The following is a 25,889-nucleotide window of genomic DNA, read 5'->3' as shown; positions in this document are numbered from 1 at the left end:
TGATGAAACCTCAGACACAAGTCTGTGGCGATGAGTCCCTGAATTATTTTGGAGCTAGAATGAAAAATTCTCTTATCTTTCTCTGTGGCCTGCTCGCCATGCCGCTTTTTGCCGCTGAAGAGCCCCCCAAGCGAGTGATCAGTGCCGGTGCCGGTGTCACTGAATTGGTGCTGGCATTGGATGCCGCCCCACAACTGGTGGCTGTCGACGCCAGTAGCGCCCTGCCAAAGACGCTGAAACTGCCAAGACTCGGCTACCACAGAATGCTGTCAGCCGAGGGCATATTGGCGCAAAAACCGGATCTCCTGATTGGCACCTCTGTGATGGGACCTACCAGCAGCATAGACCTGGTAAAACAGGCCGGTGTGCCGGTTATCACCCTGAAGGCGGCCGATACCGCCGAGCAACTACAGCAAAATATTCTCACTCTGGGGAAGGCCCTGAATAAGGAGAAAGCCGCCACCGAACTGGCCGATACCCTGGGTGGCAGGTTACAGCAGCTGGCGCAATCTGCGGCCAAATTCGAACATCCTCCCAGAGTCATGTTTATGTTGCTGCAGTCAGAGCGTCCCGCCAGAGTCGGCGGCACCGATACGGCCGCCGATATCATTATCCAGCTAGCCGGTGCCACCAACGCCGCCGACTTCAGCGGCTACCGCAGCCTGTCTCAGGAAGGCATTCTGGCGCTCAAGCCAGAGCTGATTTTACTCTCAAGCGCCAGCGAGCAACCCGAACCTCAAGCCGATAAGCTACTAAAGAGCATGCCGCTACTGGCCCATACTCCGGCCGGAAAAGCCGGTTTGATCCGGGATCTTCAACCTCAGGCCTTACTCGGGGGATTGGGTATCTCCGCCATTGAAGCGGCCGAGTCCCTGAATCAGGAACTGCTGGAGCAATAATCATGGCTGCCGTGCTGCCCACCCACCGTCACCCCTGGCTCTGGCCAGGACTCGCCAGCCTGCTGCTGTTTTCCGCGTTGCTCTCGATAACAACAGGGCCAGTGACCATAGGCTTGAGCGATATAATCGACTCCCTGCTTGGCTCAGTCGCCGCCGGGCAGGAAGCCAATGCCCTGATAGTGCAAAATGTCCGTCTACCGAGAACCTTGCTGGCACTGATTGTCGGCGCCCTGTTGGCACAGTGCGGCGCCGTAATGCAAGGCCTGTTTCGTAACCCTCTGGCTGACCCAGGCATCATAGGTGTGTCCTCGGGCGCGGCGCTGGGAGCCGCCATCTGTATAGTGCTGCTGCCGCATCTTGGCAGCTATGCCGTCCCCCTTGGTGCTTTTCTCTGCGGTCTGGCAACCAGTTTACTGGTTTACCGGCTCGCCACTTCAGGTGGCAGCACCTCAGTGGTGTTACTCTTGCTGGCCGGGGTGGCTATTACCGCCCTGGCCGGTGCCGGAATTGGCATGCTGACTTTCCTTGCCAACGACATGGCACTGCGGGATCTTAGCCTGTGGCAGTTGGGAGCCATCGCCGGTGCCAGTTGGCAATCCGTAGTTATCTGTCTGCCGGTACTGGCCTTGGTGAGTTGGCAGTTCAACAAACAGGCATTGGCGCTCAACGCCCTATTGCTGGGCGAATCCGAGGCGCGTCATCTGGGCATAGAGGTAGACAGGCTCAAGTTGAAGTTGATCTTACTCTGCTCTTTGGGTGTCGGTGTTGCCGTGGCGGCCACCGGCATCATAGGTTTTATCGGACTGGTGGTACCGCATCTGGTGCGACTGCTCAAGGGGCCGGATCATCGCCAACTGCTGCCGCTGAGTGCCATTCTCGGCGCCGTGCTACTGGCCTTGGCCGACTCAGGGGCCCGCACCTTGATGTCACCGGCGGAGATCCCTGTCGGCCTGATGACGGCTCTGCTCGGCGCTCCCTTCTTCCTCTATCTGCTGCTGAGTCAGCGACGTAAGCTTTATTGAGGTACTCCATGCCTTCACTTGAATCCGTGACCACGACAACTGCCGCACAGACAGCCATGCCATTTGAGTCCACCGCAGTTACTGAGCAAGTACTGGAGCTCAAACATCTCCATGCCAGAGTCGACAACAAGCCCTTGCTGACCGATGTCAGTTGCCGACTGCAAAGCGGTCAATTTTACGCTCTGCTGGGGCCCAATGGCGCCGGCAAGTCCAGTCTGCTAAGGCTGTTGACCCAGGAGCTCAAGGCCGATGCCGGGCGGATAAGCCTTCACGGCTCGCCTCTTGGGCAGTGGCCGAAGCAAGCCTTGGCCAGGCATCTGGCCATGTTGCCGCAACACTCGAGTCTCAGCTTTCCCTTCAGCGTTCGTGAAGTGGTAGCCATGGGCCTGTATCCTCTCAGTCTCAGTGCCAGAGATGCCGCCCAACTGGTTGAGCAGCAACTTTGGCGTCTGGACCTGGCTCATCTGAGTGAGCGCAACTATCCGGCACTGTCCGGCGGTGAACGCCAGCGGGTTCAGTTGGCCAGGGTTTTGACTCAATTGGCCCAGGCCGAGCACTCGCCTGTACTCTTGCTGGATGAACCCACCTCGGCACTGGATTTGGCCCAGCAACACAGAGTACTGCGGCTCGCCAGAGAGCTGGCACATGAGCAGGGCTACACTGTATTGGCCGTGCTGCACGACCTCAACCAGGCCAGTCACTATGCTGATCAATTGCTGGTTATGGACAAAGGTAAACTCCTGGTACAGGGGCCGCCCCAACAGGCTTTGACGCCTGAACTGATTTCCAGGGTCTGGCACTATGAACCGGGCACCTTCGCCGACGCGCAGGGACAGAGACTCTATTTTTGAAGCTATCAAAGCCCATGCAGTATGAACCCTGCCATAAGATGACCCAGAACAAATTCAGCACCAACAAACACCTTTGATGTGAAGCCGTCTGTGGTCAGAACGTCAAGCAGGCAAGTATAATCCTTGGGTCAGTCATCAACCCCATCAGAGATGAACAAGAAGCCAACGATTTCCAACGAAACCCAAACCGAAGCCATGCGTATGGCCAAAGCCACTCAAAAGGCGGGGCAGACCAAGGAGCAAACCCGCCTCATTGCCCAGGGCATAGAGAAAGGCATTGCCGAATACAAGAAGCAACAAAAGGCCAAGGCCAGAGAAAGAGACAAGGCGCGCAAGCAAGAGCTTAGACAGAAAAAGAAACTCCAGCACGACGAAGATGACTGTGTAGAGGCAAGCGAAATGCCTTCAAGCCACATCCCCAAATGGCAACTCTTGTTACCTTGGATACTGCTGATTTTAAGCTGGATTTGGTTTATTTTTATATAAACTTATCAAATACTTAATGCTGAGCTGGAGAACTGATAAGGTTATAAAGATAGCTTCCTCACAGTGAGTTCAGCCACACACGAACAAGTTGCGGCATGATTTAAGATACGATAATCCGCGAACTTCCTGACGGTTAATGGCAACAGAGAAGCTCAGATGTCGCTAAACAACAAGGTGCGTATCTGCTCCAGGTGAGTACCGACCCAGGCGCTGTTAATCGGCCCCCAGGTGCGGATGTGGTAGTGCCCTGAGTTATTCCGGCGGCCATCCTGGATAAAGTCCACCTGAATACCTATATCGCCGAAGGCGGCAATGGCATCTTGCAAGGTGCGGCGCGGCATGCCGGTTTCCTTCTGTAAGGACAACAGATTATGTTGGCTATCGTCTATCAGGTGGGCCAGATAGAGCTTACGTAAAAAGGCGGTTTGCTGTTTGGATACCTTATCGGCTTGGAACATACTCATCGTCCTGATGGTTTACAGCCAGTAGCGGCGCGTTTGAGAAAACGAGCACCACACAGGCAACAAAGTCTTGCAACCAAACTACTTGATATCCAGTTGTTAACACAAGTGCAATCGCTCAGGATCTGGAACTGCATCAAGTCTCTGCCATCCGAGCTGGCTGCTTGAAGCGACAAACTCTCTATTGCTATAGTCGAGTCAATGCCCCAAGGACTCAAAGCACATGGATATCCGCTCGCCCCACTCGCCCCTGCCACAGCAACAGTGGTTAGGCTTTGACAGCCAACCCTTAACCCCTTTGTCTCCCCGCTACCGCCAACAATTGCTGTGGCAAAACCTGCTGCTAATGGCACTGATCATACTGCTGCTAGTGCCTGCTTTACTGCTCAGCGCCAAGCTGAGTGGTCTTGAAGTCATCATCTCGGTCACGCTGGCACTGCTGCTTTTGGGATTCAAGATCTGGCTCAATCAAAAACAAGCCGGAGCCATGGGTTATGGCGTTTGTGAATACGGCATTTTGCTACGTGAAGGGCTTTGGTGGCAGAGCCATACCGCCATGCCGGCCAGCAGGCTGCAACATGTGAGCCTGTCTCAGGGACCATTGCAGCGCCATTTCGGACTGACAAGTTTGCGCTGCTACAGTGCCGGCAGTTCGGCGGCCGAGGTCAGCCTGCCCGGGTTGGAGAATGAAGTAGCCGAAGCGCTGCGCCAACATCTGCTGTCTCTGGCGAGTAAAAATGTCAGTGGCACCTCAATGGAGACGCCGAATTGAACCAGGTGCAGCAAGCCGACTGGCACTCGCTCTCGCCTTGGGCAATCATCAGTTTCAGCCTCTCCAGCCTAAAGCACTTCCTCAGCAACGGCTATGCCCTGGTGCCTATCCTCTATACCGGCTGGCAGCAGGGATTTGACTCCGTTTGGCTGCCACTGGCGCTGGTATTGACCCTGGTAATCATTTTTGCCCATGGGCTGTTGAGCTGGCGTAAATTCCGTTATCGCTTGACTCGAGGGCAACTCGAGGTCCACAGCGGCGCCCTGTTCAGGCGCAAAGTCGAACTGCCGGTAGATAGAATTCAAAATGTGCGTCTGGAACAGCCTTTTTACTTTAAGCCGTTGCGACTGGGTAACTTGATAGTGGAAACTGCGGGTTCAGCCAAGGATGAAGCCTGCTTAAGCGCAGTCACCCAAGTTCAGGCCGAGTCACTGAGGCGGCAATTGATGAAACAGGCCGACACAGACCAAAGCGCCGCCACCTCTGCACCGCCAAACTCCCGCTTACTGGTGAAGAAGTCCCTGGCCGAGCTGGCGCTCTTTGGTCTGTATCAGAATAATTTTGTTTGGTTTGCCGTCATCGCAGGTCCGGTGCTCAGCCAGCTCGAAGGCAGTCAACTGATGGAGCTCGGGCTGACACAAGTCTTCGACTGGCATCAGCAGCAGGTAAGCGGCAACCTGCTGCTGGAGCTGGGGTTCCTTGTCGGCCTTCTGCTCCTTGGCTATCTGCTGTTTTCCTTGATCTCAATAGTCGCGGCGCTGCTGAAATATGCCCCCTATCGCCTGACCCAGGAGCAGGAAACATTACAGCGTAGCGGCGGCCTGCTGTCCCACCAGCAAGACATACTCAAGCAGCACAGGATTCAACTCATCAGTTTGCAGCAGCCATTGCTGGCCCGCTGGCTGAAACGCTGGACTTTGAGCTTCAAGCAGGTAAAAGGCAATGAAGTGGAAGGGGGCAACAGCAATCACATGTTGGTGCCATCTCTCGGTAGCGGCGAAGTGCATCGCCTGCTGAAAAGGCTCAACCAAAGAAGCAGCAAGGCCGACCGTATTCCCAATCGTTGGCACCCCATTCACCCGAGCTGGTTTTACTATAGGGCGCTGTGGTGCTTAACTCCCGCATCGTTGACATGGGCGTTTTGGGGTCTGACGACAGAAGTTTGGCTACTATTACTGGCAGGAGTAATGGCTGTCCCGGCGCTTTACCTACGCTATCGTCAATGGGGATTTTGGCGGATTGAAAACGATCTCTGGATCCACAAAGGGATCCTAAGCCACAGTTGGCTATTGGTGTCGCTGAACAAGGTGCAACATCTGCAGCTGATCCAAAGCCGGGGACAAAAACGCCGAGGCCTCGCCAGCCTCAAACTGGGGCTGGCCAGCGGTGAACTGACGCTACCTGCGATCCCGCTGGCCAAGGCGCAGGATATCGCGGCGCAAACCCTTGGGCTTATCGCCCATGATCACAGCAACTGGATTTAATCTCAGGTCAATAGAAGGAATTGTCATGTCAGCTCAAATCGCGTCCGAGTACAAGCCACAACAGATAATCCATTTTTGGTTTGAAGAGATAAACCCCAAGGCCTGGTGGGTCAAGGATCCTGAGTTTGACCAAACAATTGAGCGTCGTTTCGGCGCCTTGCTCAATGCGGCCCGTCAGGGCGAGTTGTGGCATTGGCGGCAAACGCCACAAGGGCGCCTGGCGGAAATTTTGCTGCTGGATCAGTTCTCGCGCAACATTCACCGCGACACTCCCGATGCCTTCAGTGCCGATCCCATGGCATTGGCTCTGGCGCAGGAGGCTATCAGCATAGGCGCCGACAAACAGCTGCAAGCCCCTATGCTGGCATTCCTCTATATGCCCTTTATGCACAGCGAGTCGGCGCTTATCCATCAAAAAGCCCTGGAACTATTCACCTCGGAACAGACCAAGGACAACTATGACTTTGAATTGAGACACAAGGCGATTATCGACAGGTTTGGCCGCTATCCCCATCGCAATGCCATATTGGGACGAGAGTCGACCGCCGAGGAGCTGACCTTTCTAGAGCAGCCCGGCTCCTCGTTCTAGTGCTCATTCAAGCGGCATCGACTTGCTACTTCACCACCAGCACGGGACAGCTTGCCTTGTTGGCCACGGCCTCGGCCACATTGGTGCTGAGGAAATGGGCCAGACCACTGCGACCATGGCTGGCAATCACTATCATACCGACATCGGCAGACTCGGCTTCCGCCAGGATCTCATCAACTGCGTCACCACGGCGAATCACAGTTTCAATCTTCAGCGGGCTTTTCAGCTTGGCCAGCAACTCATGCATCTTCTCGGCGGCGGCCTTCTCCATGGTTTGTGCCAGTTCTTCCGGAGTGATGATCAACAGCTGATAGTTTTCATCACCGAAAGGTTGATCCACCACGTGCAAAATTCGCAGTCCTACATGGTAAAGATTAGCCATTTCAATAGCATATCTCAATGCGTTGGCGGCTGTATCACTGAAATCAGTGGGCCAGAGGATATCTTTGTTACGCATAGCGACCTCCTTGACACGACGGGTATCGACTAATGAGATACCTGCCGAATAATATCAACAAGTTATATTGCAAAACTTTTAAGCACCCTATGAATACTTTACTCCATTTAGCCACAACCGTAAGCCTATTGGTGATTATTTTTACCCCGGTTTACGCCGAGGATGCCGCCAGTCTGGTAGAAGAAGCCAAGGCGCTGCAACAAGCCGGACAGAGCCAACAGGCCAAGCCGCTCTTTGAACGAGCCGCGGCCCTTGGCAGCAGCGAAGCCCACTTCATGCTGAGCTACAGTTATTCCTTACCTTTGGCCGAAGACATAGCCCATTTAAGCCAGGCTGCAAGGGCCGGTCACCCCAAGGCCTTCTATTACCTGACAGAGCGCCTGCTGACCCGCGGCGGCTCAACAAACAGTGCCGACCCGCTCAGGCTGGCCGAGGTGTTAAAACAGTATCGAATTCACCACCCGGACTTTAGCTTCGACTATCAAACCACGCTGGATGCCTGCATCTATGCCGACAAGCCCGATTTCAACCGGCTTAAGGCTCTGAGCGCGCCCTTAGAGGAAGGCTATAGCTATCGTTTGTGGCAACAGGCCGAGAATCTCTCCAAACTGCAAGATGGCAACAATTATGACCGCCAGGTACTGCAGCTCATCTGCTATGGCGCCGAGGTACCGGCCGAGCTGGATATCGCCGTCAAAGACAGGCTCAAACTCGACCCCGGTGCCAAACAGACCACTGAATTTGATCTCTGCAGCGCGATTACCAGCGGCATGGGAATGGGCTTTTGTGCCTCACGGGAAGAGCAGCGGCTGGAGCAGCAACGCCTCGCCAAACAAGAAGAGATCAACCAAAATATCAAACAACGCCTGGGATTAGCGCCGCTTAAATTACTTGAGTCGGCCAACCGTGCGTTCGAGCTGTGGTTGCAAGCGAAAACCTCAAGGGAGGAAGGTCATGGCGGCAGCGGTCGCAGCGCCTTTATTATTGGCTCCCAGAGCGAGCAGCGGCAAAACTATCTGGCACGTTTGGAAATGCTCAGTAACGAAGAGCAAGTGGTGAACACTTTCCCTGACTTTGCCAGCGCCGACAAAGCGCTCAACCAGGTGTACCGCGCCTTGATGAAGAAACTGCGCCCGGCAGATGATCCCGAGCTTTATATGTTTGAAGTGACCAAAGAAGACCTTCGCGCGGTGCAGCGGTTATGGCTTAAATACCGCGACAGCAATGCGCGCCTATTTGCCGCACTTGAAGGCTCTACCACTGAGCAGGAGTGGCAGGCGCTCTTGACTCAAGAGCGCAGCGAGCAGCTCAAAGCCCTGTTGGAATGGCAATAAAAAACGCCCGCGCCTCCTCACAGGTCGCGGGCATTTCATGGCAAGACGGTTTAGTCTTTCAGCCAGTCGATGGCATCGAGACGGTCGACAAAGAACTTCACATCTAAGGGAGTGAACCAGTCGGCCATCTTGGTCATCCATTCCTGCAAACTGGTATTGCCTATGATGGCAATCTTCTCGAAATGGCGCCCATGCTTGATCCCCAGCTTGAGATCGTCCCACATGGCTCTGGCTTCCCAGCCATCCATTTCGGTAACATCCAGCAGGGCGTAAATATCCGGATCCTTCACACCGGATATCGCCGATTCCAGCATAGGCACCATATATTCATAGTCTTCGTGGGTCAGTTTTCCCACGGCTTTCATGGTGACAAAGAAATCGTCATCACCATAACGCTCAATTCCGATTGAAATACCATGCATGTTCAAGCTCATCATCAATTCCTTATGTCAACGATTTCAAAAACAAAGCCCCATCTATTCGATTTCAGTCTAGTTGGCGACCGTAACGCATTCTGTGATCCATATCAAATATAGCCCGGTTATTGCCAATAGGCGCAGACTGAACTAACATTAGACCGACTAATCAGTCGGTTATTTTAAAAGCAGCTTAATGGTTGCCGAAGGAGGCAAAATGTCGCTTGTTAACCCAGAGCCGCTCACAGTGGAAAATCAGCAATTACTGCAAAAATTCACCGTGCAGCGCCAGGCTTTCAATGCCGCCCCCATGCCAAGCCTTGGCGAGCGCAAGGTCAAGCTCAAGGCGTTAAAACAAGCCTTGTTGAAACACCAGCAAGCCCTCACGGATGCACTCAGTCGCGACTATGGCCACAGATCGACCGACGATAGCCTGATCTCCGACATACTGCCGGTCGTTACCCAGATCAACTACAGCCTCAGGCATCTCAAAGGCTGGATGAAACCCAGTCGCCGCCATGCCGGATTATTGCTGGCCCCGGCCAGCGTCAGGGTGGAGTATCAACCCAAAGGCGTGGTGGGTATTATAGTGCCGTGGAACTTTCCTATCATGTTGTCCTTGAGTCCGCTGGCAACAGTGATTGCCGCCGGTAACCGCGCCATGTTGAAGTTGTCTGAATTTACTCCCCACACCAATGCCGCCCTGCGCTCCCTGCTGGCCGAAGTCTTCGATGGCTCCGAGGTCTGTGTGATTGAAGGGGAAGCCGAGATTGCCGCCAGTTTCTCCGCCCTGCCCTTCGATCATCTGCTGTTTACCGGCTCGACTCAGGTAGGACGCCATGTAATGCGCGCGGCGGCCGATAATCTCACCCCTGTCACCCTGGAGCTGGGAGGCAAGTCCCCTGTGTTAATCGCCCGGGACATGCCCATGGAGACGGCGGTAGAGCGCCTCATCTACGGCAAGTGTCTCAACGCCGGGCAAATTTGTGTCGCCCCCGACTATATTCTCTGCCCCAGTGGCAAAGAGGCTGAGTTTATTAGCGCCTATCGGCGCCGCTTCCAGCAGTTTTATCCCGACTTTGACAACACCCCGGACTATGGCCAGATACTCAACGAACGTCAGGCCGCCAGGCTGGTCGCCCTCCTGGAAGATGCCACCGCCAAAGGGGCACAGGTATTTGCCGCCGACCGCGAGCAACCACTCAGCAAACTGCCCAGCGCCAAACAGCGCAAATGGCCCACCTTGTTGCTGACCAAGGTCAGCGATGATATGAAACTGATGCAGGAAGAGATCTTCGGCCCTTTACTGCCCTTGGTCAGTTATCAAGAGCTGGAGCAGGCGCTCAGCTATATCAAGGCGCGCCCCAGACCTTTGGCCTTGTATCTGATGAGTTTCGATAAAGAAGTGCAGCAAAAGGTATTGTCCCAAACCCACTCGGGCGGCGTCTGTATCAATGAAACCGTGTTTCATGTAGCCGCCGATGATGCCCCCTTCGGAGGCATAGGTCCGTCCGGCATGGGGCACTACCACGGCCAGGAAGGGTTTCGCACCTTCAGTCACGCCCGCACTGTGCTGTCCCGGGGGCGATTCAATACCGGCAAACTGGTGCATCCTCCCTACGGCAAGGGGATCCAGAAGCTGCTGCTTAAGGTGTTTCTCAGATGAAGCGCAGCAGCGAAGCTGCCCGGGCAATAAGCAGCAAACAGGACAAGAAGCAACAGATCCTGGGCAGCGCATTGCAACTGTTTGTCGAGCAAGGTTTCTATGCCACCTCGACCGCCAGCATAGCCCGCCACGCCGGCGTGGCCACAGGCACCCTGTTCCATCACTTTAGCAGTAAAGAAACCCTGATGGATCAGCTGTTTCTGGCTATCAAGACAGAGTTTGCCAACGCCATTTCAGCAAGTTTGCCAAAGACGCCGGCAAGCATCACTGAATTGCCGCAGCGGGCAGAAATGCTCTGGCAGGCCGGGCTCGATTGGGCGCTGGCGCAGCCTCTGAAGCTGAGTTTCTTTGTGCAATACGCCATGTCGCCCAGTGTCAGTGAAGCGGTCCGGCAGCAGGCGATGCATGGCATTCTCGGCTTTATCGCTGAACTGTTGGAGCAAGGCATCAACCAAGGGGTTCTGGCAGATTTACCCAGAGAACTGTTGCTGGAAGCTTGCCACAGCCAGTTCCTGGCGGCGGCACGCTGCTTCTGCAACCAGCCTCAGAAGGCCACCCGAGAGGCCAGAGACGCCAGCTTTCGCCTGTTCTGGCGCGGTGTTGCAGCCTAGCCCTTCGGAGTCAAACCCCAATGGCAGCCGCAAGCCTGGCTCTTGAAATCGGCCTCCTGAAATGAGCCAGCTGAAATGAACGCCCTGGAGTTAGTCAAACAAAGGGCCCGCAATTGCGGGCCCTTCTTTTTAAAAATCAACAAACTGAGGTTGACCTATCGCTCAAGCTGTTACTCTCTCGCTCAAGCTGTTTATCCCTGACTCAGGCTGTTGTCGTCGCCCGAAGCCTCGGCGCTCCAGTACCCCATGCGGCTCCCCTTGTCGATAAGCTCGGAGACCGCCAGTTCTATCGCCTGCAACACACAAAACTGTACCGGCTCATTGGTGGTAAAGCCCACTTCGGCCTCGGCCAGGCGGTTCAAACTGGTGTAACGGAACAGGCCGGCACGCATCTCCTGAGAGAACACCCGCTTGGTGGTATTGACCGACATCAGCACCTTACCTGTGTGCACATCCACCGCCCTCAGATATATGGTCACCTGATCTTCCCGGTACAGCTCGGAGGCGCCTATGCCGTAGTACTCCACGCCACTGCCGCCGGTTTCCACGTTGGTTTCATAGCTGATGATCCCACCTTCCAGAAGCAGCCTGGCATTGGTCAGGGTCGGCACTTCATTATTGCGCCCCTGCTGCTTACCTGAGATCTTGCGCTCGGTCAGCAGGTTCTGCAGCCCTTCCCGCTCCACAGGGGTAAACCACCTGGAGTCCAGCAGAGTCTGCACCAACATGGAAGTGGCACCCTGGGTCACTGCGGTCGAGAAGGAACTGACATTGGCCTGGGGCTTATATTGCCCGGTCTGATCCCGGAAAGAGTAAACCGCAACCGGGATAGGGAAACGCGGCCCGGGACGCGACTGCAGCGCCTTCATGGTTTCACTCAAGGGATTTACCTGGGCCTCATTGATATTCAAATCAGGCTTGGGAACCAGGCTACAGCCCCCCAGCAGTAACAGTGAAACCAATGCCAGCCACCTCATGGATTACCTCCATAAATAGGCATCTCTATCACTGTGACTTCGCCGGAAAGCAGGTTGGTAATGGTCAACATCACACCGCTGCCGGTAGAAGCCACTTCGACGCGGTAGTCACCCGTATCATAAACGCCATCTGTGATATCACCGTCGGCCACACCACGGGTGATAGAGTTAATAATGTTACGCTCCAGCGACTCCTTGAAGCGGGTAACAAAATCCTTTTCATTGCCGCTGGGCTGATTGTCATTTTGGGCCTGGGCCTTGCTCAGCAGAAACGAACCGTTGAGAGGGTTACCACCAAAACTGGGGTTGATTGGGGTATAGACCAGTTCGGTGGCCTGCCCCGAAAAAGCCAGCAAGGCGCCGGCTGCGATTAACATCCTGAGTGTCATTGTGCTTGCTTCCTAAATTCCATCCCAATGGGATCCCAATTCCCCTGTCATGGATTGGGCTCTGACCGAGGCGATATAATCTATGGTCAAGAGAATCGCCTGTTCGGCCCGCTCCTTGATGGGACTGGCTCTGCGGCCAAAATGGGTTTGGTAAATACGGGTACCGTTAACCTCCAGTGTCAGCAAGGTGCCGGCCTGAGGGAAAACCGTTTCGTAAAGGGTGACATTGAATCCCTGGGTAAAGGGCAGATCCCGCCAATACCCCGAGTAGTAAAAACCAAAATCCTTGCCAAAGCGGGTCAGGGTTCTGTCTATGACCAGGCCACTGATCTCTATGTCATCCGCCTCGGCTGCAGCCAACGCCGGAGCAGACGCAAGTGTCAGCATAAGTAAGCACAAGATACAGCGCATGGATAACAAGACAGAGTGCGGCATTGTCCCCGAAAATTCCCTTTGTTGCCTGAAGGCCATTCCATTAACAAGAGCATTACATTAACAGCAGCGCCGGAACCGAGTCACCCGTCAGCAATGTATTTACCTGAAAATAGCTATTTCGGCTGAGTCAATATCTGTTAAAAACCATACGAAAGTATGACTCACTGTTGCGGTAACCACAGCTGAACCAGCAAGCCACCATCCTGACGGTTTTGCAGGCTGAGGCGACCGTCGTGAGCCTCGGCTATCTCCCGGCACAGCGCCAGTCCCAGGCCACTGCCCTGGGGCTTGGTGGAGTAGAAGGGTAACAGCGCCTGCGACAACACCTCCGCTGACATGCCACTGCCGCGATCCATCACGCAGATACTGACGCCGGCAACCGGGTCGGCAGCATCGCTGCGCCAACCGGAGCGGCTGGCTATCTGCAGCTCAATCTCCTCAGGCGCTGAGCCGGACTCATGGGCGTTTTTGAGCAGATTCAGCAACACCTGCTCCAGCTGCACCTCATCGGCCAGCAAGGTCAGCCTAGGGGGCTCGTGGCAGACAAAGGCGTAATGCTCAGCCAACTCAGGCAGCAAGCGGGCCCATGGAATAACTTGTTTTTTGGGGCTGGGCAGCTTGGCAAAACGGGCATAACCTTCGATAAATTGCCCCAGATGATTGGTGCGATTTTCTATGGTATCGAAGATCAGGCTCAGCTTGGGATCGCGGTTCTCTGTGGTCAAGCGCCGACCCGAGTTGACCATGGAGGCAATTGGCGCCAGCGAGTTATTGAGCTCATGACTGATTACCCGGATCACCTTCTTCCACACCGCCACCTCCTGGCGGTTGAGCTCACGGGTCATCTGCTTGAGCAGCAGCAACTGATGCTGCTGACCATTGAGGTTGAACTGGCCGCGACTCAAGTGCCAGCTCTGGTTTTCGCCTTCCGGCAAGCCGAGATTGAACAGGCCATCGCGCTCACTCTCCAACATTTGGCGCATCTCTTCGCTCACCTTGGCTTTGAGCTCAGAGAGGCTGCTTCCTTCCAGGCCTTTCCTGGCATTGAACAGATGTTTGGCGGCGTCGTTGGCATAAATGATATGACCCACGCTATCGCACAGCAGCATGATATTGGGCGAGTTTTGAATGACCTTATCCAGCAGCAATTCCCGCTGATAGATATGCTGCCGCTCCTGCCTGAGTCGGGCCGACGCCTCGTTGAACAGTTGAGCCAGTCTATCCAGCTCGCTGATGCCGCTGTCCGGCAACGAGACACTAAAATCTCGATCAATCAGGTTAAGCATGCCGATTTCCAGCCCCGCCAGGCTGTCACCCAGGGTTCGGGTCAACCTGAGCCCTATGCCCAGCGCTGCCAGCAAGCCTGCCACTACCGCCAGCCATAACCATTCAGGCCCCAACCACAACAGACAACCCCACCCGAGCAGCAAACCCAGCAAGGTGCTCAGCAGCATGCCCAGCAGCAGCCTGTGTCTTAGACTGAGTCCTCCTGTCATGCCTGCCTCTTGCCGTCGATACCAAACTTCTCCATCCGCCGATAGAGCGCTTGACGGCTGATGCCAAATGACTTGGCAACCCTGGCGATAACGCCGCCGTGCTCGGCCAGCGCTGCTTCTATTTCCGCCTTGCCCGGCTCCTCTGCCCCGGCTTGTTGGCCTTGGTTCTCTGCAGCTTGGCCGACACTTGAATCCAAAATAGCTTTCGAGGCGGTTGCCGCAGCCAAACCGAAATCACTGTAGCTCAAAGACTCGCCGCGACTCAGCAAAACCGCGCGTTTACAGGCGTTTTCCAACTCGCGTACATTACCGGGCCAGTCGTGGGCCAGCAGCGCCTCTTTGGCACTCTTGTCCAACGTAAGGCTCTTGCTCAACGCCGCGCTCTTGTTCAAGGCCGCGGCCGCGCCGGCACAAAAGTGCTCCACCAGCGGCAAGATATCGTCTTTGCGCTGCGCCAATGGCGGCAATGCCAGCTCCACCACATTGAGACGATAGAAAAGATCCTCGCGAAAACGGCCTTCGATAATGTCCTGACGCAGATCGGCGTTGGTGGCACTCAGCAGCCTGACCTTGACCTTACGGGTCTGATGGCTGCCCAGGCGCTCAAACTCGCCGGTCTGCAATACCCGCAGCAGTTTTATCTGCCCGGACAGCGGCAGGTTGCCTATCTCATCCAGAAACAGGGTGCCGCCATCGGCCGCTTCGAAACGGCCGATACGGGCCTTGGTGGCGCCGGTAAATGCACCGGCCTCGGCGCCAAACAACTCGGCCTCCATCAGCTCCATCGGCAAGGCGCCGACATTGACCTTGATAAGCGGCTTGTGTTTCAGCGGCGAATTGGCGTGCAGTATGTCCGCCAGCTTATCCTTGCCTGCGCCGTTGGGACCTGTGATCAGCACAGAGACATCCGAGCGTGCCAGTTGCAACGCCAGATCAACACAGCGCTCCATAGCAGCGCTGGCAAATACCAAACCACAGAGATCGGCGCCGTCGAATGCCGCCTGCCGTTGCTGCTCACGCTGTTGCAACTGCTGGTTATCCTGTTGCAACTTGTAAAGGGAAATCAGGTTGGCAATACTGTTGAGCAACTTGTTGTCATCCCAGGGCTTGGCCAGATAATCGGCGGCCCCGGCCTTCATCAATTCCACGGCCATTTCCAGTTCGGTCCAAGCGGTGAGCAGGATGATTGGCAGTTGCGGCTGACGACTGCGCAAGGCGTGAAACAGTTCCCGTCCTTCCTCCCCCGAGGTGGTGTCGCGGCTGAAATTCATGTCCTGGATCACCAGGCTGACCTCTTCTTGCTCGATAAAGTACAGTGCCTCTTGAGGGCTCTGACAACTGAGCGGCCGGTAACCGGCAATTTCCAACATCAGCGACAACGCCTGACATACGGCCTGATTGTCATCGACAACGAGTACAGTATCCATCATGCCTGCTTGTTACATCCTGTTATATCTATTGTAAAAATTATGAGTAAAACTACCCTAAAGCTACCGCCAACGCGAGCCAAACTGCATGGGCCATGCCGTCGACTCGAATGGGCGGCAGGCGGTTCAGACGCTGCGGGTCGCCATTGCCGGTGAGATATTCGCCGCCCTGCGGGCAGGCAAGACCACAGCCACTGTCGTCACCAGCAACATGCCCACCACTGTCAGCAGCGGATAGATGAGGTCGAGCTGTGGCAGGTCATAGTGCTGCATCAGTTGTTGCCCCAACACCACGGCAAGACAAGCCCCCAACAGCCCTCCGGCGATACAGATAAGGTAGTTTTCCGTCAGAAACAGACTCAGGATATCGGCCTTGGTGGCCCCCAAGGCCCGCCGGGTGCCAATCTGTTTGGTGCGGCGCTGAATATTGAACATCACCATACCTGTCAGGCCCAAACTGGTGATCAGCAGCAGCAAAATCACCATCATGGACAGCACGCTGACCATGAGCTCGTGGTCACGATAGGAGCTTTGTTTTACTTCCTGGATAGATTGGAAATCATCGATCACCCGATTGGGGTTTTCCTTCATCAAGGCCTCGAGGATCTGCTCTTTCAGCGCCTTGTGATGCTCGCTCGGCGCCCGCACCATGTAGAAATGCCCGCTGTAATCGACGTTCTGGATCAGGCTGTACTCGAGATCTTTACTGTCCACCCAGGCACCCTGCAGTTTGTCGACCACACCTATCACTGTGACATTCTCGTCCCTGTCGGCCCAGAGGGTCTTGCCCACGGCGGACTCATTCGGCCAAACCTCATCGGCCAGCGCCTTGCTGATGATCACCAGCTTATTGCTGCCGTTAACATCATCATTGATCTCGTTGGCGTAGAAGTTACGCCCATCCACCAACTTGACCCCCAAGGTTTCCAGGGTGTGCTCTGTCCCCAGGTACATGGCAAGCTGAGGCGTCGTCTTGGACGTTTCCGGATCCGGGCCCAGATTCAGCGTGGTGGACCAGCCACTGCCACTGAGCGGCAACATATTGGTGGACGTCGCCGTGACGACATTGGGCAGGCGGCGGAGGATCTGCTGGTCGACCTTGTTCTGCAGCTTGGTATCTATATTGGGGTCGAAGTTATAGACGGTAAAGACCAGGATCTCCTGCTCGGCAATCCCGGAATCACGCTGCATCATGGTCAAACGTTCATGGATAATAAAGCTGGCATTGGCGACTATGGCCACCGATAAGATGATCTGCATCAGCAGTAGTATCGGGCCGCTCTTGCTGCGCATCAGACTGCTGAAAACCGGTTTAATATTTAGCATAGTCAATCCCTTACTGGCTCTTGAGGTAAACGCTTGGTTTAGTGCGGCACACAACCCAAGCCGGATAAAGCCCCGCCAACATGGCGGTACCTACCGCTATCCCGGGGGTGATAAACCACATACTCAAAGACAGGTGCGTCAGCCCTTCGGCAACCCCGAAGCGCGCCGACAGGCTATAGAGTGCTCCCCAGGCCCAGGCGAGGCCGAGAAAACCACCCAACAGCCCAATCACGCCCACCTCTACCATGTATTGAGAGAAGATCTGCCCGCGGCTGGCCCCAATGGCGCGGCGCACGCCAACCTCGGGGGCTCGCTTAAGGAACTTGGTCAGCATCAATCCCAGAATATTGACCAGGCAAACACTGAGAAACAGTATGCTCAGCCCCACCAGAATCTTATTGTCCTCGGGCACTACGTGATTTTTCTCCAGCCAGGCGTCTACATCGGACAGCTGCGCCGACTCAGAGGGAGACTTGCCATCGGTGAAGCGCCCCAGTTCTTTTTGCTGCTCGACATACTGAGCGAGGAAGTTCTTATAGGCGGCTCTGTCTTCTGCGCTTGGCAGATCGACCCAGTACTCGAGCCAGACTTTCTCTGAAACCAGTCTGTCCTGATAGTTGTCCAGACGCTCATACTTCCAACCCGAGACATTCCCCCAAATCGGAAACTCTTCATGGGCGGCCAGCGAAAACGGAATATACACTTGCTCGGCACTGGCAAAGGCGCCGCTGGTAGGATCGTAATACTTGGGCTGAGGGTTCCAGTCGGCTATCACGCCCACCACCTGAAAGGGTTTACGGTTGAGATAGACAGTCTTGCCGACGCTGTTCTCGCCGCCAAACAGCTTCTGGTTCAGCTTTCTGCCGATAACCACTTGATAGGCCGCTTGCTCGTCCACTGATTTGTCCCAAACGTTGCCATAGAGAAAAGGCACTTCGAACAGCGGGAAGAAGCCGCGGTCGGTCACCCTGACGCCCTGCAACATGGGCAGAACTTCAGGGTCATCCGTTTGCACCGCCATACCACTGCGGAACATGGCGGCCTGCGATTTGGGAAGATCCCCCTTACGCAGATTCATGGCATCCTGAAAAGTGATCAGCGAGTTAAACTCATCCCAGGAATCGGGTCCCTGGCTCCACAGCTGCACTGTGTTGAGTTGCTCGGCACGCTCCCCGGCCGGGTTGAAGGACATCATGCTGTACACGTTCAGCGTGGTGATGGTGATCCCTATCCCCACTGAGATGGCCAACACCATCAACAGCGACAATATCGGCGTCTTTTTGATGCTGCGCCAGGCCAGGTCAACATAGTAAATAAACATGCTCGCGCTCCTTAGCTGGCCACTTGTTCGGCCACATCCAGCTGCGGCGCCTGTTCGGTTTGATAACGGCTGAAGTCACACACCTGGCCATCCACTATCTGAATATTGCGCTGGGCGCGGCGGGCCAGCTCCGGGTCATGAGTCACCATGATGATGGTCGTGCCGGCCTTGTTGATCTCTTCCAGCAGTTCCATCACCTGGCGGGCCATCAGGCTGTCCAGGTTACCCGTAGGTTCGTCGGCGAGCAGGAATCTCGGCTCCCCGGCCAAGGCGCGGGCGATGGCCACCCGCTGCTGCTGCCCCCCCGAGAGTTGTGAGGGCAGATGCTTCATCCTCGCCCCCAGGCCCACCTGCTCCAGCGCCTGCTTCACCCGCTTCTGGCGCTCCTTGGCGCCAAAGCCGCGATAACGCAGTGGTACTTCAACATTCTCTGCCAGATTCAAGTCAGGGATAAGGTTAAAACCCTGAAAGATAAAGCCAATTTTCTCATTACGAATGGCCGCAGCCTTGTTGTCATTCAGGTTGGAGATATTGACATCATCAAGAAAATACTCGCCATGGGTAAAGCCTTCGAGCAGACCGGCGATATTGAGAAAGGTGGTTTTACCCGAGCCCGACGGTCCGGTCACGGCAACAAACTCCCCCTCTTTCACCGACAGATTGAAATCCCGTAACGCATGGGTTTCCACTAAATCCGTTTTGAACACCTTGTTGATATTTTTCATGGTTAACATGGTTTTAGTTCCTTATTTTTGCGTTATTCGGTGGGTTATTTTAGTTTCGTCAGGGCAGACAGACATTGCCCAAACCACTGGCCCGGCGCCATCGCGGCATGGCTGAAATCGGCAACTTGCCCCGGCTCGGCCGACACAGAGTTGACTGTGGTGGCTTCGATAAGATTGAGTCCCAGCAGGAACCAGTCCGAGGTATCTCGGGTATAGACCAGAGTCGCCACCAGCAACAGCAGCAGAGCCAGGGCCGCCACCAGACGTTCGGTGTTGAAGCTTTCGGTTTTCATTCTTCTCTCCTCAGCGAACCAGCACTTGCTCGGCGTCATTGAACAGATCGATATTGGAAATCACCCATTGGTCGCCCACCTCGCCGCCTTCCAGCACCTCGATATGGCTCATGCTGCGAGCACCGAGTTTGATCTCGGTGCGCTCGGCAATATCCCCCTGGAGACGGTACACCAGGCGACCACCGCCACTGTTCACGAAGGCGCCGCGCTTGACCATCAGCACATCGGCACGGTTTTCCAACAAGACCCTGGCCGACAGGCGCTGATTCTGCCTCAGGTGCAAAGCGGTATCCTGCTGAAACCGGACCCGGGTAGAGACTTCGCGGTTACGTACTTCGGGGGAGATGGAGGCCAACTTGCCCATCACCATCACGCCGCCGAAGTTGAGTTCCACATCCATCCCCAGCCCCAGTTCATCGGCGTAGGTTTCCGGCACAGCCAACTCGGCCTCGAAGGCACTCAAGTCCACAACAGTGAGGATCGGCTGGCTCTGGGCGATACGGGCTTTTTGTTCCGTCAGCCAGTTACCTATGATGCCGCCAACAGGGGCTGTGATGTTCAGTGCTGCCACCTGACGTTCCAACTCGGCGACCACCAGTGCCTGACGATTGACCTCGGCCGCCTTGTTTTGCAGCTCAAAGGTCAGGGTGTCTTTCATCAGTGCGGCTTCCTGCTGGGCATGGGCATACTGCAGCTTGGCCTTGTGCAGCTCATCCTTGCTCTTCTCGTAATCTATCTTGGAGATCAGACTGGTTTCGATCAGTTGATCGCCGCGGCGGCTCTCCCTGTCTGCGGCCTCCAGATCCACCTTGGCCATATCCAGTGTCTGATTCGCCTTGAGTTGATTACGTCGGGCGTCCAACTTGGCCCGTTCCAGGGCACTCTTCATCCCATCGAGCAGGGCTTGCTGCTGCTTGAGGCTGTTGGTCAGGCTGTGGCTTTCTATGGTCGCGACCACCTGGCCCTGCTCGACCCTGTCCCCCGGGTTGGCTATCAGAGTCACAGTGCCACCTTCCGGGCTGTAGAGGATTGGCGCGTTGGCGGCGACTATCTTGCCTGTAGTGGCGATATCCCGGGTCAGAGTGCCGCGCTCCAGAGTGGCGAAGCGCAGCTCACTGCGATCTATGGATTCACTGACACCGCTGCCACTGACACTGGCCCACACCAGGCCCGACAGCAACAATACTGCCGCGCCCAGGGTAGCCGGCCACTTGAGGCGACGCGCTAAACCCGGTGCCACTTGCTTGTCTTGTCCGCTGGTATCCTTAATCATCCCGTTTGTTCCTCAATTGAGCTTGTGACCATCTTGTTGCAACTAGGTTTACAAAGCTTGTGCCAAGTTTAGATAGTCATAGTTATCAATTGGTTGAAAAACAGAGGAGATTTTATTTGTGTCCGCGGACAAGCGGATACTGTCCGCTTTTTGCAAAAGTGTCCGCCTGGCGGACACTTAGTAACAGAAGAATAAATAGAGAGCGGGCTTAAAACGCTTGCAGCAGGATTACCAGACTGGCGCCGAAGCCGGGATGATGATTATCATGGCCGCTGCCCTTCGCGGGCCTGGTCGAGCACCTTGCAGATAGCCTCAACACCTTCCAGCGCCCTTGGGGTCGCCCGGTGCAGGAGATCGGCGTTAAGTGTGTAGATTTGTTCCGTTTTCACCGCAGGGATCTCCTGCCATCGGCTCCAGTCCAACCGCTTGCCATCGCCCTTTTCATCCGTCTTGATGATCACCTCGGGTTGACTGAGAAGCACATTTTCCATGCTTACCTGCGGATAAGGTGAGCTGCTGTCCTTGAAGACGTTGTTGCCATGGCAGACTTCCAACAACTGCTGGATCCAGCTGTCCTGGGCCACTGTCATCAAAGGCTCGGACCAGAGTTGATAGAACACCTTGATCTCCGGCTTGGCGGCATTGTCCCGGCGCAAGTTTGCCAATTGTTGCCGGTAGTCGGCAGCCACTTCCCCGGCCTGCTGTCTGTGGCCGGTGAGACGCCCTAGCTGTTCCAGCTCTTCGGCAATACCTTCCAGGGTCTTGGGGTCACTGCCGTAAATGCGATACCCAAGCTTGGTCAACTGTTCGATATCTTCGCTGCGGTTGCCCGTGTCCCAGACCACCACCAGATCCGGGTTCAGCTCTATCACTCTTTCTATCTGTATGCCGTAGTAACCGCCTATGCGGGGAATTGCCTTGGCGGCCTCGGGGAAATCGGCATAGTCTGTGGTGGCCACTATCTGCTCCCCCGCGCCTATGGCAAACAGCATCTCCACCGCATGGGGAGAGAGCGCCACTATGCGCATGGCCGGCCTGGCGCTAACGCTTTTATTAACCGCTTTGTTGGGCGACTTGGCCTGGGCGGCAGGGCTCAGAGCCAAACTGCAAAGCAGGCAGAGTATCAGTCTGTTCACCTGGTTTCCTTGGTTATTCACAAAATTGCTTCAAGCATACCTCAAGCAAGTTGCGAGTAAAACGCGCGGCCCAGGTTCTGAGTCTCTGGTTATACAGCCTTTTAAAAGCGGACGAGCTGACCAATAAAAAGTCAGCCAATGTTCAGTTTTGAGACGGCACAAGTAAAACTTGTTAAACATTGACATCACAGGTTGACCGAGAGTAAATAATTAATTTTAATACCCCGTTTTTATAAATAGTTACAGAGCACCAAGGAATACAAGTGCGTCTTTTTTTTGTCCTGATACTTTGCTGTTTCGGCCTGCTTGGCGGCTGTAAAAGCACCCCCTCCGCCCCCGAACCTCAACCCGTGGATCCGCAGAAACTAGCATTGGAACAAGCCTTCAACGCCAGAGGCTTTACTCTGTCAGCACTGGATAACATCAATTATCTGGGTGCCAGGCAGTGCAGCAACCTGGAACTCCAGGCCCACAGAGGCTCGATACGTTTTCCGGAAAACTCGCTGGAAGCCGTCATAGATGCCCTGGATAACCAATTTGATGTGATAGAAATCGATGTGCGCCTGACCCGGGATGATGTCTGGGTCATTCATCACGATGGCCGCACCGGACGTGAAACCGGCACCATAGACAATAAGCGCCGCAAGATAGAATCGATTCGCTATGAAAAAGAGTGGGGCTATCTGCGCCAGCGGGACATGCAAACCGGCGCCCTCACAGATACAGTACCGCCCAACTTTCGCCAGCTGGCGCAGGTGTTCAGCCGCTATGCCCATAGCGGACAGAAGCTGAATATTGAGATCAAGAGCCGCGCCGGCAGCCGAGATCTGGAGATGCTCGACTATCTGGCCTTCAGTATCATAGGCCAGGGGCGCTACTTCTACAGCAGTCTGGAGCTGGAAAACCTCAAAAAAATGAGGCAGATAAACGACGCTGTATTCCTGTCCTTTATCCAGAGCCCGGCCAAGGCCTCGATGAACAAACTGGCGGCCGATATGAAACGCGGCGCAGGTCAAGATCCCATCTTTTTGCGTAATCAATCCATGCTGGAGGATATTCAGGGTTACGCCAACCGCCGCTACCGGGAAAAGCGTTATGACTCTGCGGCCGGACTCAATAAGCTGAAAAAGGCGCTCAAGTCCAACTTCGGTATCGCCGTGGACATACGCCACTATCGGCGAAACGCCCAAGGCTTCAAGTCATTGGCCCATAACCGCGGCATTCCTGTGGCCAGCTATACCATCAATGGTCATGATTACCACGAACAGAGCCTGCTGGGACTCAAGCGCAGTCAACTACCCGACTCTGTGATTATCGACGACAGTCTCTATGGTTTTTGCAGCCGCTTCGCCCTGCCGCCCATGCTGCCTTATCAAGGCAGTACTGAGCTGACCCGCAAGCTGGCTACACTGCCCAAGGATCTGGATCTTTCCAAGCTCTCTTTGCTGGAAACCTACTGGCCCAACGGTCTGTATCCGGCGGTGGATGGCAAACTGAAGTCCTTCAAGACAGGCGCTGTGGCCAATAAAGGCAAGGCGTCCCAGTCCGAGTCTGGCGGCGGCTTTGTTCCTGTGATCATGAAAACCCAGGCCGGCCCCAGAGAAAACCAGACCCAAGTAGACCTCACCGCAGATGATGCAGTGAAAATCGAGCTGCGCCGCAGCGAGCAGCAGTGAGGAACCAAGGATGAAAAAACTGTCCTGGCGGGTATTTTTCCTGCTGCTGAGCGCCGCCTATCTGATCCCAGAGGCCATCTTCAACGCCCAACTGGTTTCTTTGGTGGGCTTGGGCACCCCCAAGCCCGAGCAACTCGAACACCTGGAGATTTACGGCCGCACCATTTCCGGGATAGGTGTGACCCTGCTGCTGGCCGATCTCTTGCCGGCACGGCTGTTCAAAACCGGCCTAAGAGGCAGCCTGACCCTGTTGCTGCTCACCTTGTGCGTCTGGCCCAGCGTGTTTTTCGGCCAAAAATACCTGATAGAGCAATGGCTGATTGAACCCTCTACCCCGGAGCAGCGTCAATACGCGGCCTACAGCGCGGCGCTGCGTGATGCCCTGGCGGTTAATGCGGTCGAAGTCGAAGGTCTCAACTACGACCCCAAAGAGCTGCACAGCTCTGAAAACCTGACCTTTCTGGCCCTATTCGGCGGCCTGGCCTATGCCGACCACAACCTCACCGACAACCTGGATGATTACAAGCAGAAGATCATTCACAACTTCGTGCAAAAGCGGGCCTATCGCGACTTTGACCAGCACTATCAAGACTTTGGTCAACTCTATGATGAGCTGTCGGCCAGCTATCGCAGTTATGCCGAAGGCTCCAACCGCTACAACCAGACCTTGGCGGGGATCCCTGAGCGGGAGATGGGTTACTGGCAAAACATAGAGCAAGAGGTCAATCAAGGCTGGGGCAAGTATCAACAGGCGCAAAAGGCCCATGTGGCCAAGGCCGGTGCCAGGGCCCAGAAATACGGCCCCAAGATCTTCGCCTACCACAAAGACACCAACCGCTGCCAGGAACGCTACAAGAAGTCGTCCCAGAAAGAACGTCGCTATCAATGTATAGAACGGGAAAACGCCCGCTACAAGACAATGATCTCCAAGGCGGGGCTCGGCTACATAGATCCCAACTACTGGTTGATAGTCGAAGATATCAGCACAGGCGAAAACCTGCTGTCCAGCGCCCTGTTCGGGGTGATGACTGCCGGTGTCGGCACCGCCATGCAGGCGCTGAGCCTGGCTACAGGTGGCGATGGCGGTCTTAAGGACAAACGCTATAAGTACACAGACGATCCGGATCATTACCAGCGCCTGTTCTTGGCCCATCCCAAGTTCCAGGCGATGTTTGAAAAGGAAACCGGCTATCCGTTCAACATAGCGTCACTGGCTGACTTCAGGGTGCATCCTGTGACTCAGGTGAAACTACGCCGGGCCCTCAAGGCCAAGGGACTGAAACTGCCGGACAGCTGGCATATCAGCAATCGTCCGCTGTTTAGCCAAAGCGTGGCCAAGACGGTTAAGGCTGAAGCCGATGCCCGCTGGCAGAGCGAGATGCGTAAACGCGGTTTGGACTTGCCCATCAACTTAAGTTGGAACGCCTTCCAGTTGCATCCGCAGATCCAACGCAAGATAGCCGCTCGCATGGGCGATCTCTATGTGCCGAACGTCCGCGCCGACTGGAACCAGGCCAACTTCAAACGCCATGTGCTGGATCCCAACATCCAGAAGCGTACCCAGAGTTACCTGCAGATGTTGGCCGAGTCGGAACGTGAATTTGCCGATGGCGGCCGCTATGCCGAACAAGGTAAGCAGGCGCTGCGATCTGTGATTATTCCGCCCATCTCCATGTCACTCAGCCTGTTTTTGATCTGTATGACCTTTATCAAACTGCCGCTAAAGACGCTGCAGCTGTTCCGCCCCGGCGCGAGTCAAGCAAGTGCCAACGAAGACAGTACCGGCATAGATGAGAATGCCAATGAAAGTGCCAAGTCCGGCAAACGCCGCTGGCTGGCATTGACCGCCAAGTTATTGCCGCCCCTGTTGCTGCTGACCTTGCCGGTGCTTTTGGTGCAAAACCGCTACACCCAGGATGATACCAGCCCGGTGAACTACTTCCTCACCAAGGTGGAACAGTCCGGCAATATCGGCTTTGCCTACGCCCTGCGCTGGACACTGCACGCCCAACCGCTGCTGCATCCTTTGGGGCTGAGCTTTGAGCAACACACGGGTATCTATCAGGCCTTCTCGCCACTGGCACATTCACTGGCCAAGATAGACTTGCTGCACAAGAGCACTCCAGCGCCACTTAAGGCCAGCGAGCTGGCACCGACCGAGACACACCTCAAGGTCGAAACCAATGTGAACAACGCAAATATCAGGATCATGAATATCGGCCCCAAGTATCACTCGGGGATCCGGCTTAAACCGGGCAACTACGATGTGCAGGTAAGCGCCCCCGGTTATCAGACCTACCGCAAATGGCACAGCCTGAATGGCGGCGAACAAACACTGACAATCCGTCTTTTACCCAATTGACAAGG

At 55.3% G+C, this 25,889-nt stretch carries 26 protein-coding genes; 12 read left to right on the top strand and 14 right to left on the bottom strand.

Going from position 1 to position 25,889, the window contains the following annotated elements:
- Nucleotides 1-59 precede the first annotated feature (59 nt).
- The 4 genes from SIL79_RS10175 to SIL79_RS10160 all read left to right on the top strand — a co-directional run bounded on the left by SIL79_RS10175 (nucleotide 60) and on the right by SIL79_RS10160 (nucleotide 3,258).
- Nucleotides 60-899 (top strand): heme/hemin ABC transporter substrate-binding protein, encoded by an 840-nt coding sequence (locus tag SIL79_RS10175; protein WP_186299997.1) that lies wholly within the window; start codon nucleotides 60-62, stop codon nucleotides 897-899.
- Between the two features lie 2 nt (nucleotides 900-901).
- Nucleotides 902-1,921, top strand: coding sequence for a FecCD family ABC transporter permease (locus SIL79_RS10170; RefSeq protein ID WP_319619237.1), 1,020 nt, complete (start codon nucleotides 902-904; stop codon nucleotides 1,919-1,921).
- A 56-nt stretch (nucleotides 1,922-1,977) separates the two neighbouring features.
- On the top strand, nucleotides 1,978-2,772 hold the full coding sequence (locus SIL79_RS10165) for a heme ABC transporter ATP-binding protein (protein ID WP_052248080.1): 795 nt from the start codon (nucleotides 1,978-1,980) through the stop codon (nucleotides 2,770-2,772).
- A 150-nt stretch (nucleotides 2,773-2,922) separates the two neighbouring features.
- On the top strand, nucleotides 2,923-3,258 hold the full coding sequence (locus SIL79_RS10160) for a DUF2956 domain-containing protein (protein WP_162206463.1): 336 nt from the start codon (nucleotides 2,923-2,925) through the stop codon (nucleotides 3,256-3,258).
- Nucleotides 3,259-3,410: 152 nt separating this feature from the next.
- On the opposite strand, the gene SIL79_RS10155 is transcribed toward SIL79_RS10160, so the two are convergent.
- Nucleotides 3,411-3,716, bottom strand: a complete 306-nt coding sequence (locus SIL79_RS10155; protein ID WP_039034136.1) for a winged helix-turn-helix domain-containing protein — start codon at nucleotides 3,714-3,716, stop codon at nucleotides 3,411-3,413.
- Between the two features lie 226 nt (nucleotides 3,717-3,942).
- Between SIL79_RS10155 and SIL79_RS10150 the strand changes: the two genes are divergently transcribed.
- From SIL79_RS10150 to SIL79_RS10140, 3 genes are read left to right on the top strand one after another with little or no spacing between them, the layout of a single operon-like run.
- Nucleotides 3,943-4,491 (top strand): PH domain-containing protein, encoded by a 549-nt coding sequence (locus tag SIL79_RS10150; protein ID WP_071476654.1) that lies wholly within the window; start codon nucleotides 3,943-3,945, stop codon nucleotides 4,489-4,491.
- Between the two features lie 5 nt (nucleotides 4,492-4,496).
- Nucleotides 4,497-5,975, top strand: coding sequence for a PH domain-containing protein (locus tag SIL79_RS10145; protein WP_071476672.1), 1,479 nt, complete (start codon nucleotides 4,497-4,499; stop codon nucleotides 5,973-5,975).
- 25 nt (nucleotides 5,976-6,000) lie between these two features.
- Nucleotides 6,001-6,564, top strand: coding sequence for a DUF924 family protein (locus SIL79_RS10140; RefSeq protein ID WP_162206444.1), 564 nt, complete (start codon nucleotides 6,001-6,003; stop codon nucleotides 6,562-6,564).
- A gap of 25 nt (nucleotides 6,565-6,589) precedes the next feature.
- Here SIL79_RS10140 and SIL79_RS10135 read toward each other — a convergent pair whose 3' ends face one another.
- Nucleotides 6,590-7,021, bottom strand: a complete 432-nt coding sequence (locus SIL79_RS10135) for a universal stress protein (RefSeq protein ID WP_039034134.1) — start codon at nucleotides 7,019-7,021, stop codon at nucleotides 6,590-6,592.
- Nucleotides 7,022-7,110: 89 nt separating this feature from the next.
- Between SIL79_RS10135 and SIL79_RS10130 the strand changes: the two genes are divergently transcribed.
- On the top strand, nucleotides 7,111-8,355 hold the full coding sequence (locus tag SIL79_RS10130; RefSeq protein WP_162206445.1) for a lysozyme inhibitor LprI family protein: 1,245 nt from the start codon (nucleotides 7,111-7,113) through the stop codon (nucleotides 8,353-8,355).
- Between the two features lie 50 nt (nucleotides 8,356-8,405).
- Here SIL79_RS10130 and SIL79_RS10125 read toward each other — a convergent pair whose 3' ends face one another.
- Entirely contained in the window at nucleotides 8,406-8,789 is a 384-nt protein-coding gene (locus SIL79_RS10125) for a SpoIIAA family protein (protein WP_039034132.1), read from the bottom strand.
- Nucleotides 8,790-8,988: 199 nt separating this feature from the next.
- Here SIL79_RS10125 and SIL79_RS10120 point away from each other — a divergent pair, with 199 nt between their 5' ends.
- Both SIL79_RS10120 and SIL79_RS10115 read left to right on the top strand, forming a co-directional pair.
- On the top strand, nucleotides 8,989-10,437 hold the full coding sequence (locus SIL79_RS10120) for a coniferyl aldehyde dehydrogenase (protein WP_162206446.1): 1,449 nt from the start codon (nucleotides 8,989-8,991) through the stop codon (nucleotides 10,435-10,437).
- Nucleotides 10,434-11,048 (top strand): TetR/AcrR family transcriptional regulator, encoded by a 615-nt coding sequence (locus SIL79_RS10115; protein ID WP_162206447.1) that lies wholly within the window; start codon nucleotides 10,434-10,436, stop codon nucleotides 11,046-11,048. Before SIL79_RS10120 ends, SIL79_RS10115 begins: the two co-directional genes overlap by 4 nt.
- Nucleotides 11,049-11,239: 191 nt before the next feature.
- Here SIL79_RS10115 and SIL79_RS10110 read toward each other — a convergent pair whose 3' ends face one another.
- From SIL79_RS10110 to SIL79_RS10060, 11 genes are all read right to left on the bottom strand, one after another.
- The gene (locus SIL79_RS10110) at nucleotides 11,240-12,025 is read right to left on the bottom strand and encodes a CsgG/HfaB family protein (protein ID WP_039034130.1); all 786 of its coding nucleotides are present in this window, start codon (nucleotides 12,023-12,025) and stop codon (nucleotides 11,240-11,242) included.
- Entirely contained in the window at nucleotides 12,022-12,414 is a 393-nt protein-coding gene (locus SIL79_RS10105) for a curli assembly protein CsgF (protein ID WP_162206448.1), read from the bottom strand. Before SIL79_RS10105 ends, SIL79_RS10110 begins: the two co-directional genes overlap by 4 nt.
- A gap of 12 nt (nucleotides 12,415-12,426) precedes the next feature.
- Nucleotides 12,427-12,801, bottom strand: coding sequence for a curli production assembly/transport protein CsgE (locus tag SIL79_RS10100; RefSeq protein WP_226684543.1), 375 nt, complete (start codon nucleotides 12,799-12,801; stop codon nucleotides 12,427-12,429).
- Nucleotides 12,802-13,010: 209 nt separating this feature from the next.
- Nucleotides 13,011-14,345, bottom strand: coding sequence for a sensor histidine kinase (locus SIL79_RS10095; RefSeq protein WP_319619236.1), 1,335 nt, complete (start codon nucleotides 14,343-14,345; stop codon nucleotides 13,011-13,013).
- The gene (locus SIL79_RS10090; RefSeq protein WP_226684545.1) at nucleotides 14,342-15,772 is read right to left on the bottom strand and encodes a sigma-54-dependent transcriptional regulator; all 1,431 of its coding nucleotides are present in this window, start codon (nucleotides 15,770-15,772) and stop codon (nucleotides 14,342-14,344) included. The genes SIL79_RS10095 and SIL79_RS10090 overlap by 4 nt, the downstream gene beginning before the upstream one ends.
- A gap of 126 nt (nucleotides 15,773-15,898) precedes the next feature.
- Nucleotides 15,899-17,098: an ABC transporter permease gene (locus SIL79_RS10085; protein WP_039034125.1), complete on the bottom strand. Its 1,200-nt coding sequence runs from the start codon at nucleotides 17,096-17,098 to the stop codon at nucleotides 15,899-15,901.
- Between the two features lie 10 nt (nucleotides 17,099-17,108).
- Complete coding sequence (locus SIL79_RS10080; protein WP_162206451.1) at nucleotides 17,109-18,419, bottom strand: ABC transporter permease; 1,311 nt, start codon at nucleotides 18,417-18,419, stop codon at nucleotides 17,109-17,111.
- Between the two features lie 11 nt (nucleotides 18,420-18,430).
- On the bottom strand, nucleotides 18,431-19,153 hold the full coding sequence (locus SIL79_RS10075) for an ABC transporter ATP-binding protein (protein WP_101096184.1): 723 nt from the start codon (nucleotides 19,151-19,153) through the stop codon (nucleotides 18,431-18,433).
- Nucleotides 19,154-19,188: 35 nt separating this feature from the next.
- Nucleotides 19,189-19,437, bottom strand: a complete 249-nt coding sequence (locus SIL79_RS10070; RefSeq protein WP_144360911.1) for a hypothetical protein — start codon at nucleotides 19,435-19,437, stop codon at nucleotides 19,189-19,191.
- 10 nt (nucleotides 19,438-19,447) lie between these two features.
- Entirely contained in the window at nucleotides 19,448-20,710 is a 1,263-nt protein-coding gene (locus tag SIL79_RS10065; protein WP_071476662.1) for an efflux RND transporter periplasmic adaptor subunit, read from the bottom strand.
- Between the two features lie 263 nt (nucleotides 20,711-20,973).
- Nucleotides 20,974-21,738 (bottom strand): cobalamin-binding protein, encoded by a 765-nt coding sequence (locus SIL79_RS10060; RefSeq protein WP_082014276.1) that lies wholly within the window; start codon nucleotides 21,736-21,738, stop codon nucleotides 20,974-20,976.
- A gap of 371 nt (nucleotides 21,739-22,109) precedes the next feature.
- Here SIL79_RS10060 and SIL79_RS10055 point away from each other — a divergent pair, with 371 nt between their 5' ends.
- A complete protein-coding gene (locus tag SIL79_RS10055; RefSeq protein WP_319619235.1) occupies nucleotides 22,110-23,522 on the top strand; it encodes a glycerophosphodiester phosphodiesterase in 1,413 nt (470 codons plus the stop codon).
- Between the two features lie 10 nt (nucleotides 23,523-23,532).
- Nucleotides 23,533-25,884, top strand: a complete 2,352-nt coding sequence (locus tag SIL79_RS10050) for a PEGA domain-containing protein (RefSeq protein WP_319619234.1) — start codon at nucleotides 23,533-23,535, stop codon at nucleotides 25,882-25,884.
- The last annotated feature ends 5 nt before the right edge of the window (nucleotides 25,885-25,889 follow it).

This window comes from Shewanella indica (assembly GCF_033842865.1).
Classification (GTDB): Bacteria; Pseudomonadota; Gammaproteobacteria; order Enterobacterales; family Shewanellaceae; genus Shewanella; species Shewanella indica.
This window is presented reverse-complemented; position numbering and strand designations above follow the sequence as displayed.

What these genes read in the sequence shown, in the direction of transcription:
- SIL79_RS10165 (WP_052248080.1), top strand. Translation starts at nt 1,978, where the DNA reads ATGCCATTTGAGTCCACCGCAGTTACTGAGCAAGTACTGGAGCTCAAA.
- SIL79_RS10050 (WP_319619234.1), top strand. Translation starts at nt 23,533, where the DNA reads ATGAAAAAACTGTCCTGGCGGGTATTTTTCCTGCTGCTGAGCGCCGCC.
- SIL79_RS10130 (WP_162206445.1), top strand. Translation starts at nt 7,111, where the DNA reads ATGAATACTTTACTCCATTTAGCCACAACCGTAAGCCTATTGGTGATT.
- SIL79_RS10150 (WP_071476654.1), top strand. Translation starts at nt 3,943, where the DNA reads ATGGATATCCGCTCGCCCCACTCGCCCCTGCCACAGCAACAGTGGTTA.
- SIL79_RS10065 (WP_071476662.1), bottom strand. Translation starts at nt 20,710, where the DNA reads ATGATTAAGGATACCAGCGGACAAGACAAGCAAGTGGCACCGGGTTTA.
- SIL79_RS10070 (WP_144360911.1), bottom strand. Translation starts at nt 19,437, where the DNA reads ATGAAAACCGAAAGCTTCAACACCGAACGTCTGGTGGCGGCCCTGGCT.
- SIL79_RS10060 (WP_082014276.1), bottom strand. Translation starts at nt 21,738, where the DNA reads ATGCGCATAGTGGCGCTCTCTCCCCATGCGGTGGAGATGCTGTTTGCC.
- SIL79_RS10140 (WP_162206444.1), top strand. Translation starts at nt 6,001, where the DNA reads ATGTCAGCTCAAATCGCGTCCGAGTACAAGCCACAACAGATAATCCAT.
- SIL79_RS10095 (WP_319619236.1), bottom strand. Translation starts at nt 14,345, where the DNA reads ATGACAGGAGGACTCAGTCTAAGACACAGGCTGCTGCTGGGCATGCTG.
- SIL79_RS10160 (WP_162206463.1), top strand. Translation starts at nt 2,923, where the DNA reads ATGAACAAGAAGCCAACGATTTCCAACGAAACCCAAACCGAAGCCATG.
- SIL79_RS10170 (WP_319619237.1), top strand. Translation starts at nt 902, where the DNA reads ATGGCTGCCGTGCTGCCCACCCACCGTCACCCCTGGCTCTGGCCAGGA.
- SIL79_RS10155 (WP_039034136.1), bottom strand. Translation starts at nt 3,716, where the DNA reads ATGTTCCAAGCCGATAAGGTATCCAAACAGCAAACCGCCTTTTTACGT.
- SIL79_RS10075 (WP_101096184.1), bottom strand. Translation starts at nt 19,153, where the DNA reads ATGTTAACCATGAAAAATATCAACAAGGTGTTCAAAACGGATTTAGTG.
- SIL79_RS10090 (WP_226684545.1), bottom strand. Translation starts at nt 15,772, where the DNA reads ATGGATACTGTACTCGTTGTCGATGACAATCAGGCCGTATGTCAGGCG.
- SIL79_RS10135 (WP_039034134.1), bottom strand. Translation starts at nt 7,021, where the DNA reads ATGCGTAACAAAGATATCCTCTGGCCCACTGATTTCAGTGATACAGCC.
- SIL79_RS10080 (WP_162206451.1), bottom strand. Translation starts at nt 18,419, where the DNA reads ATGTTTATTTACTATGTTGACCTGGCCTGGCGCAGCATCAAAAAGACG.
- SIL79_RS10125 (WP_039034132.1), bottom strand. Translation starts at nt 8,789, where the DNA reads ATGAGCTTGAACATGCATGGTATTTCAATCGGAATTGAGCGTTATGGT.
- SIL79_RS10120 (WP_162206446.1), top strand. Translation starts at nt 8,989, where the DNA reads ATGTCGCTTGTTAACCCAGAGCCGCTCACAGTGGAAAATCAGCAATTA.
- SIL79_RS10085 (WP_039034125.1), bottom strand. Translation starts at nt 17,098, where the DNA reads ATGCTAAATATTAAACCGGTTTTCAGCAGTCTGATGCGCAGCAAGAGC.
- SIL79_RS10105 (WP_162206448.1), bottom strand. Translation starts at nt 12,414, where the DNA reads ATGACACTCAGGATGTTAATCGCAGCCGGCGCCTTGCTGGCTTTTTCG.
- SIL79_RS10100 (WP_226684543.1), bottom strand. Translation starts at nt 12,801, where the DNA reads ATGCTGACACTTGCGTCTGCTCCGGCGTTGGCTGCAGCCGAGGCGGAT.
- SIL79_RS10175 (WP_186299997.1), top strand. Translation starts at nt 60, where the DNA reads ATGAAAAATTCTCTTATCTTTCTCTGTGGCCTGCTCGCCATGCCGCTT.
- SIL79_RS10115 (WP_162206447.1), top strand. Translation starts at nt 10,434, where the DNA reads ATGAAGCGCAGCAGCGAAGCTGCCCGGGCAATAAGCAGCAAACAGGAC.
- SIL79_RS10110 (WP_039034130.1), bottom strand. Translation starts at nt 12,025, where the DNA reads ATGAGGTGGCTGGCATTGGTTTCACTGTTACTGCTGGGGGGCTGTAGC.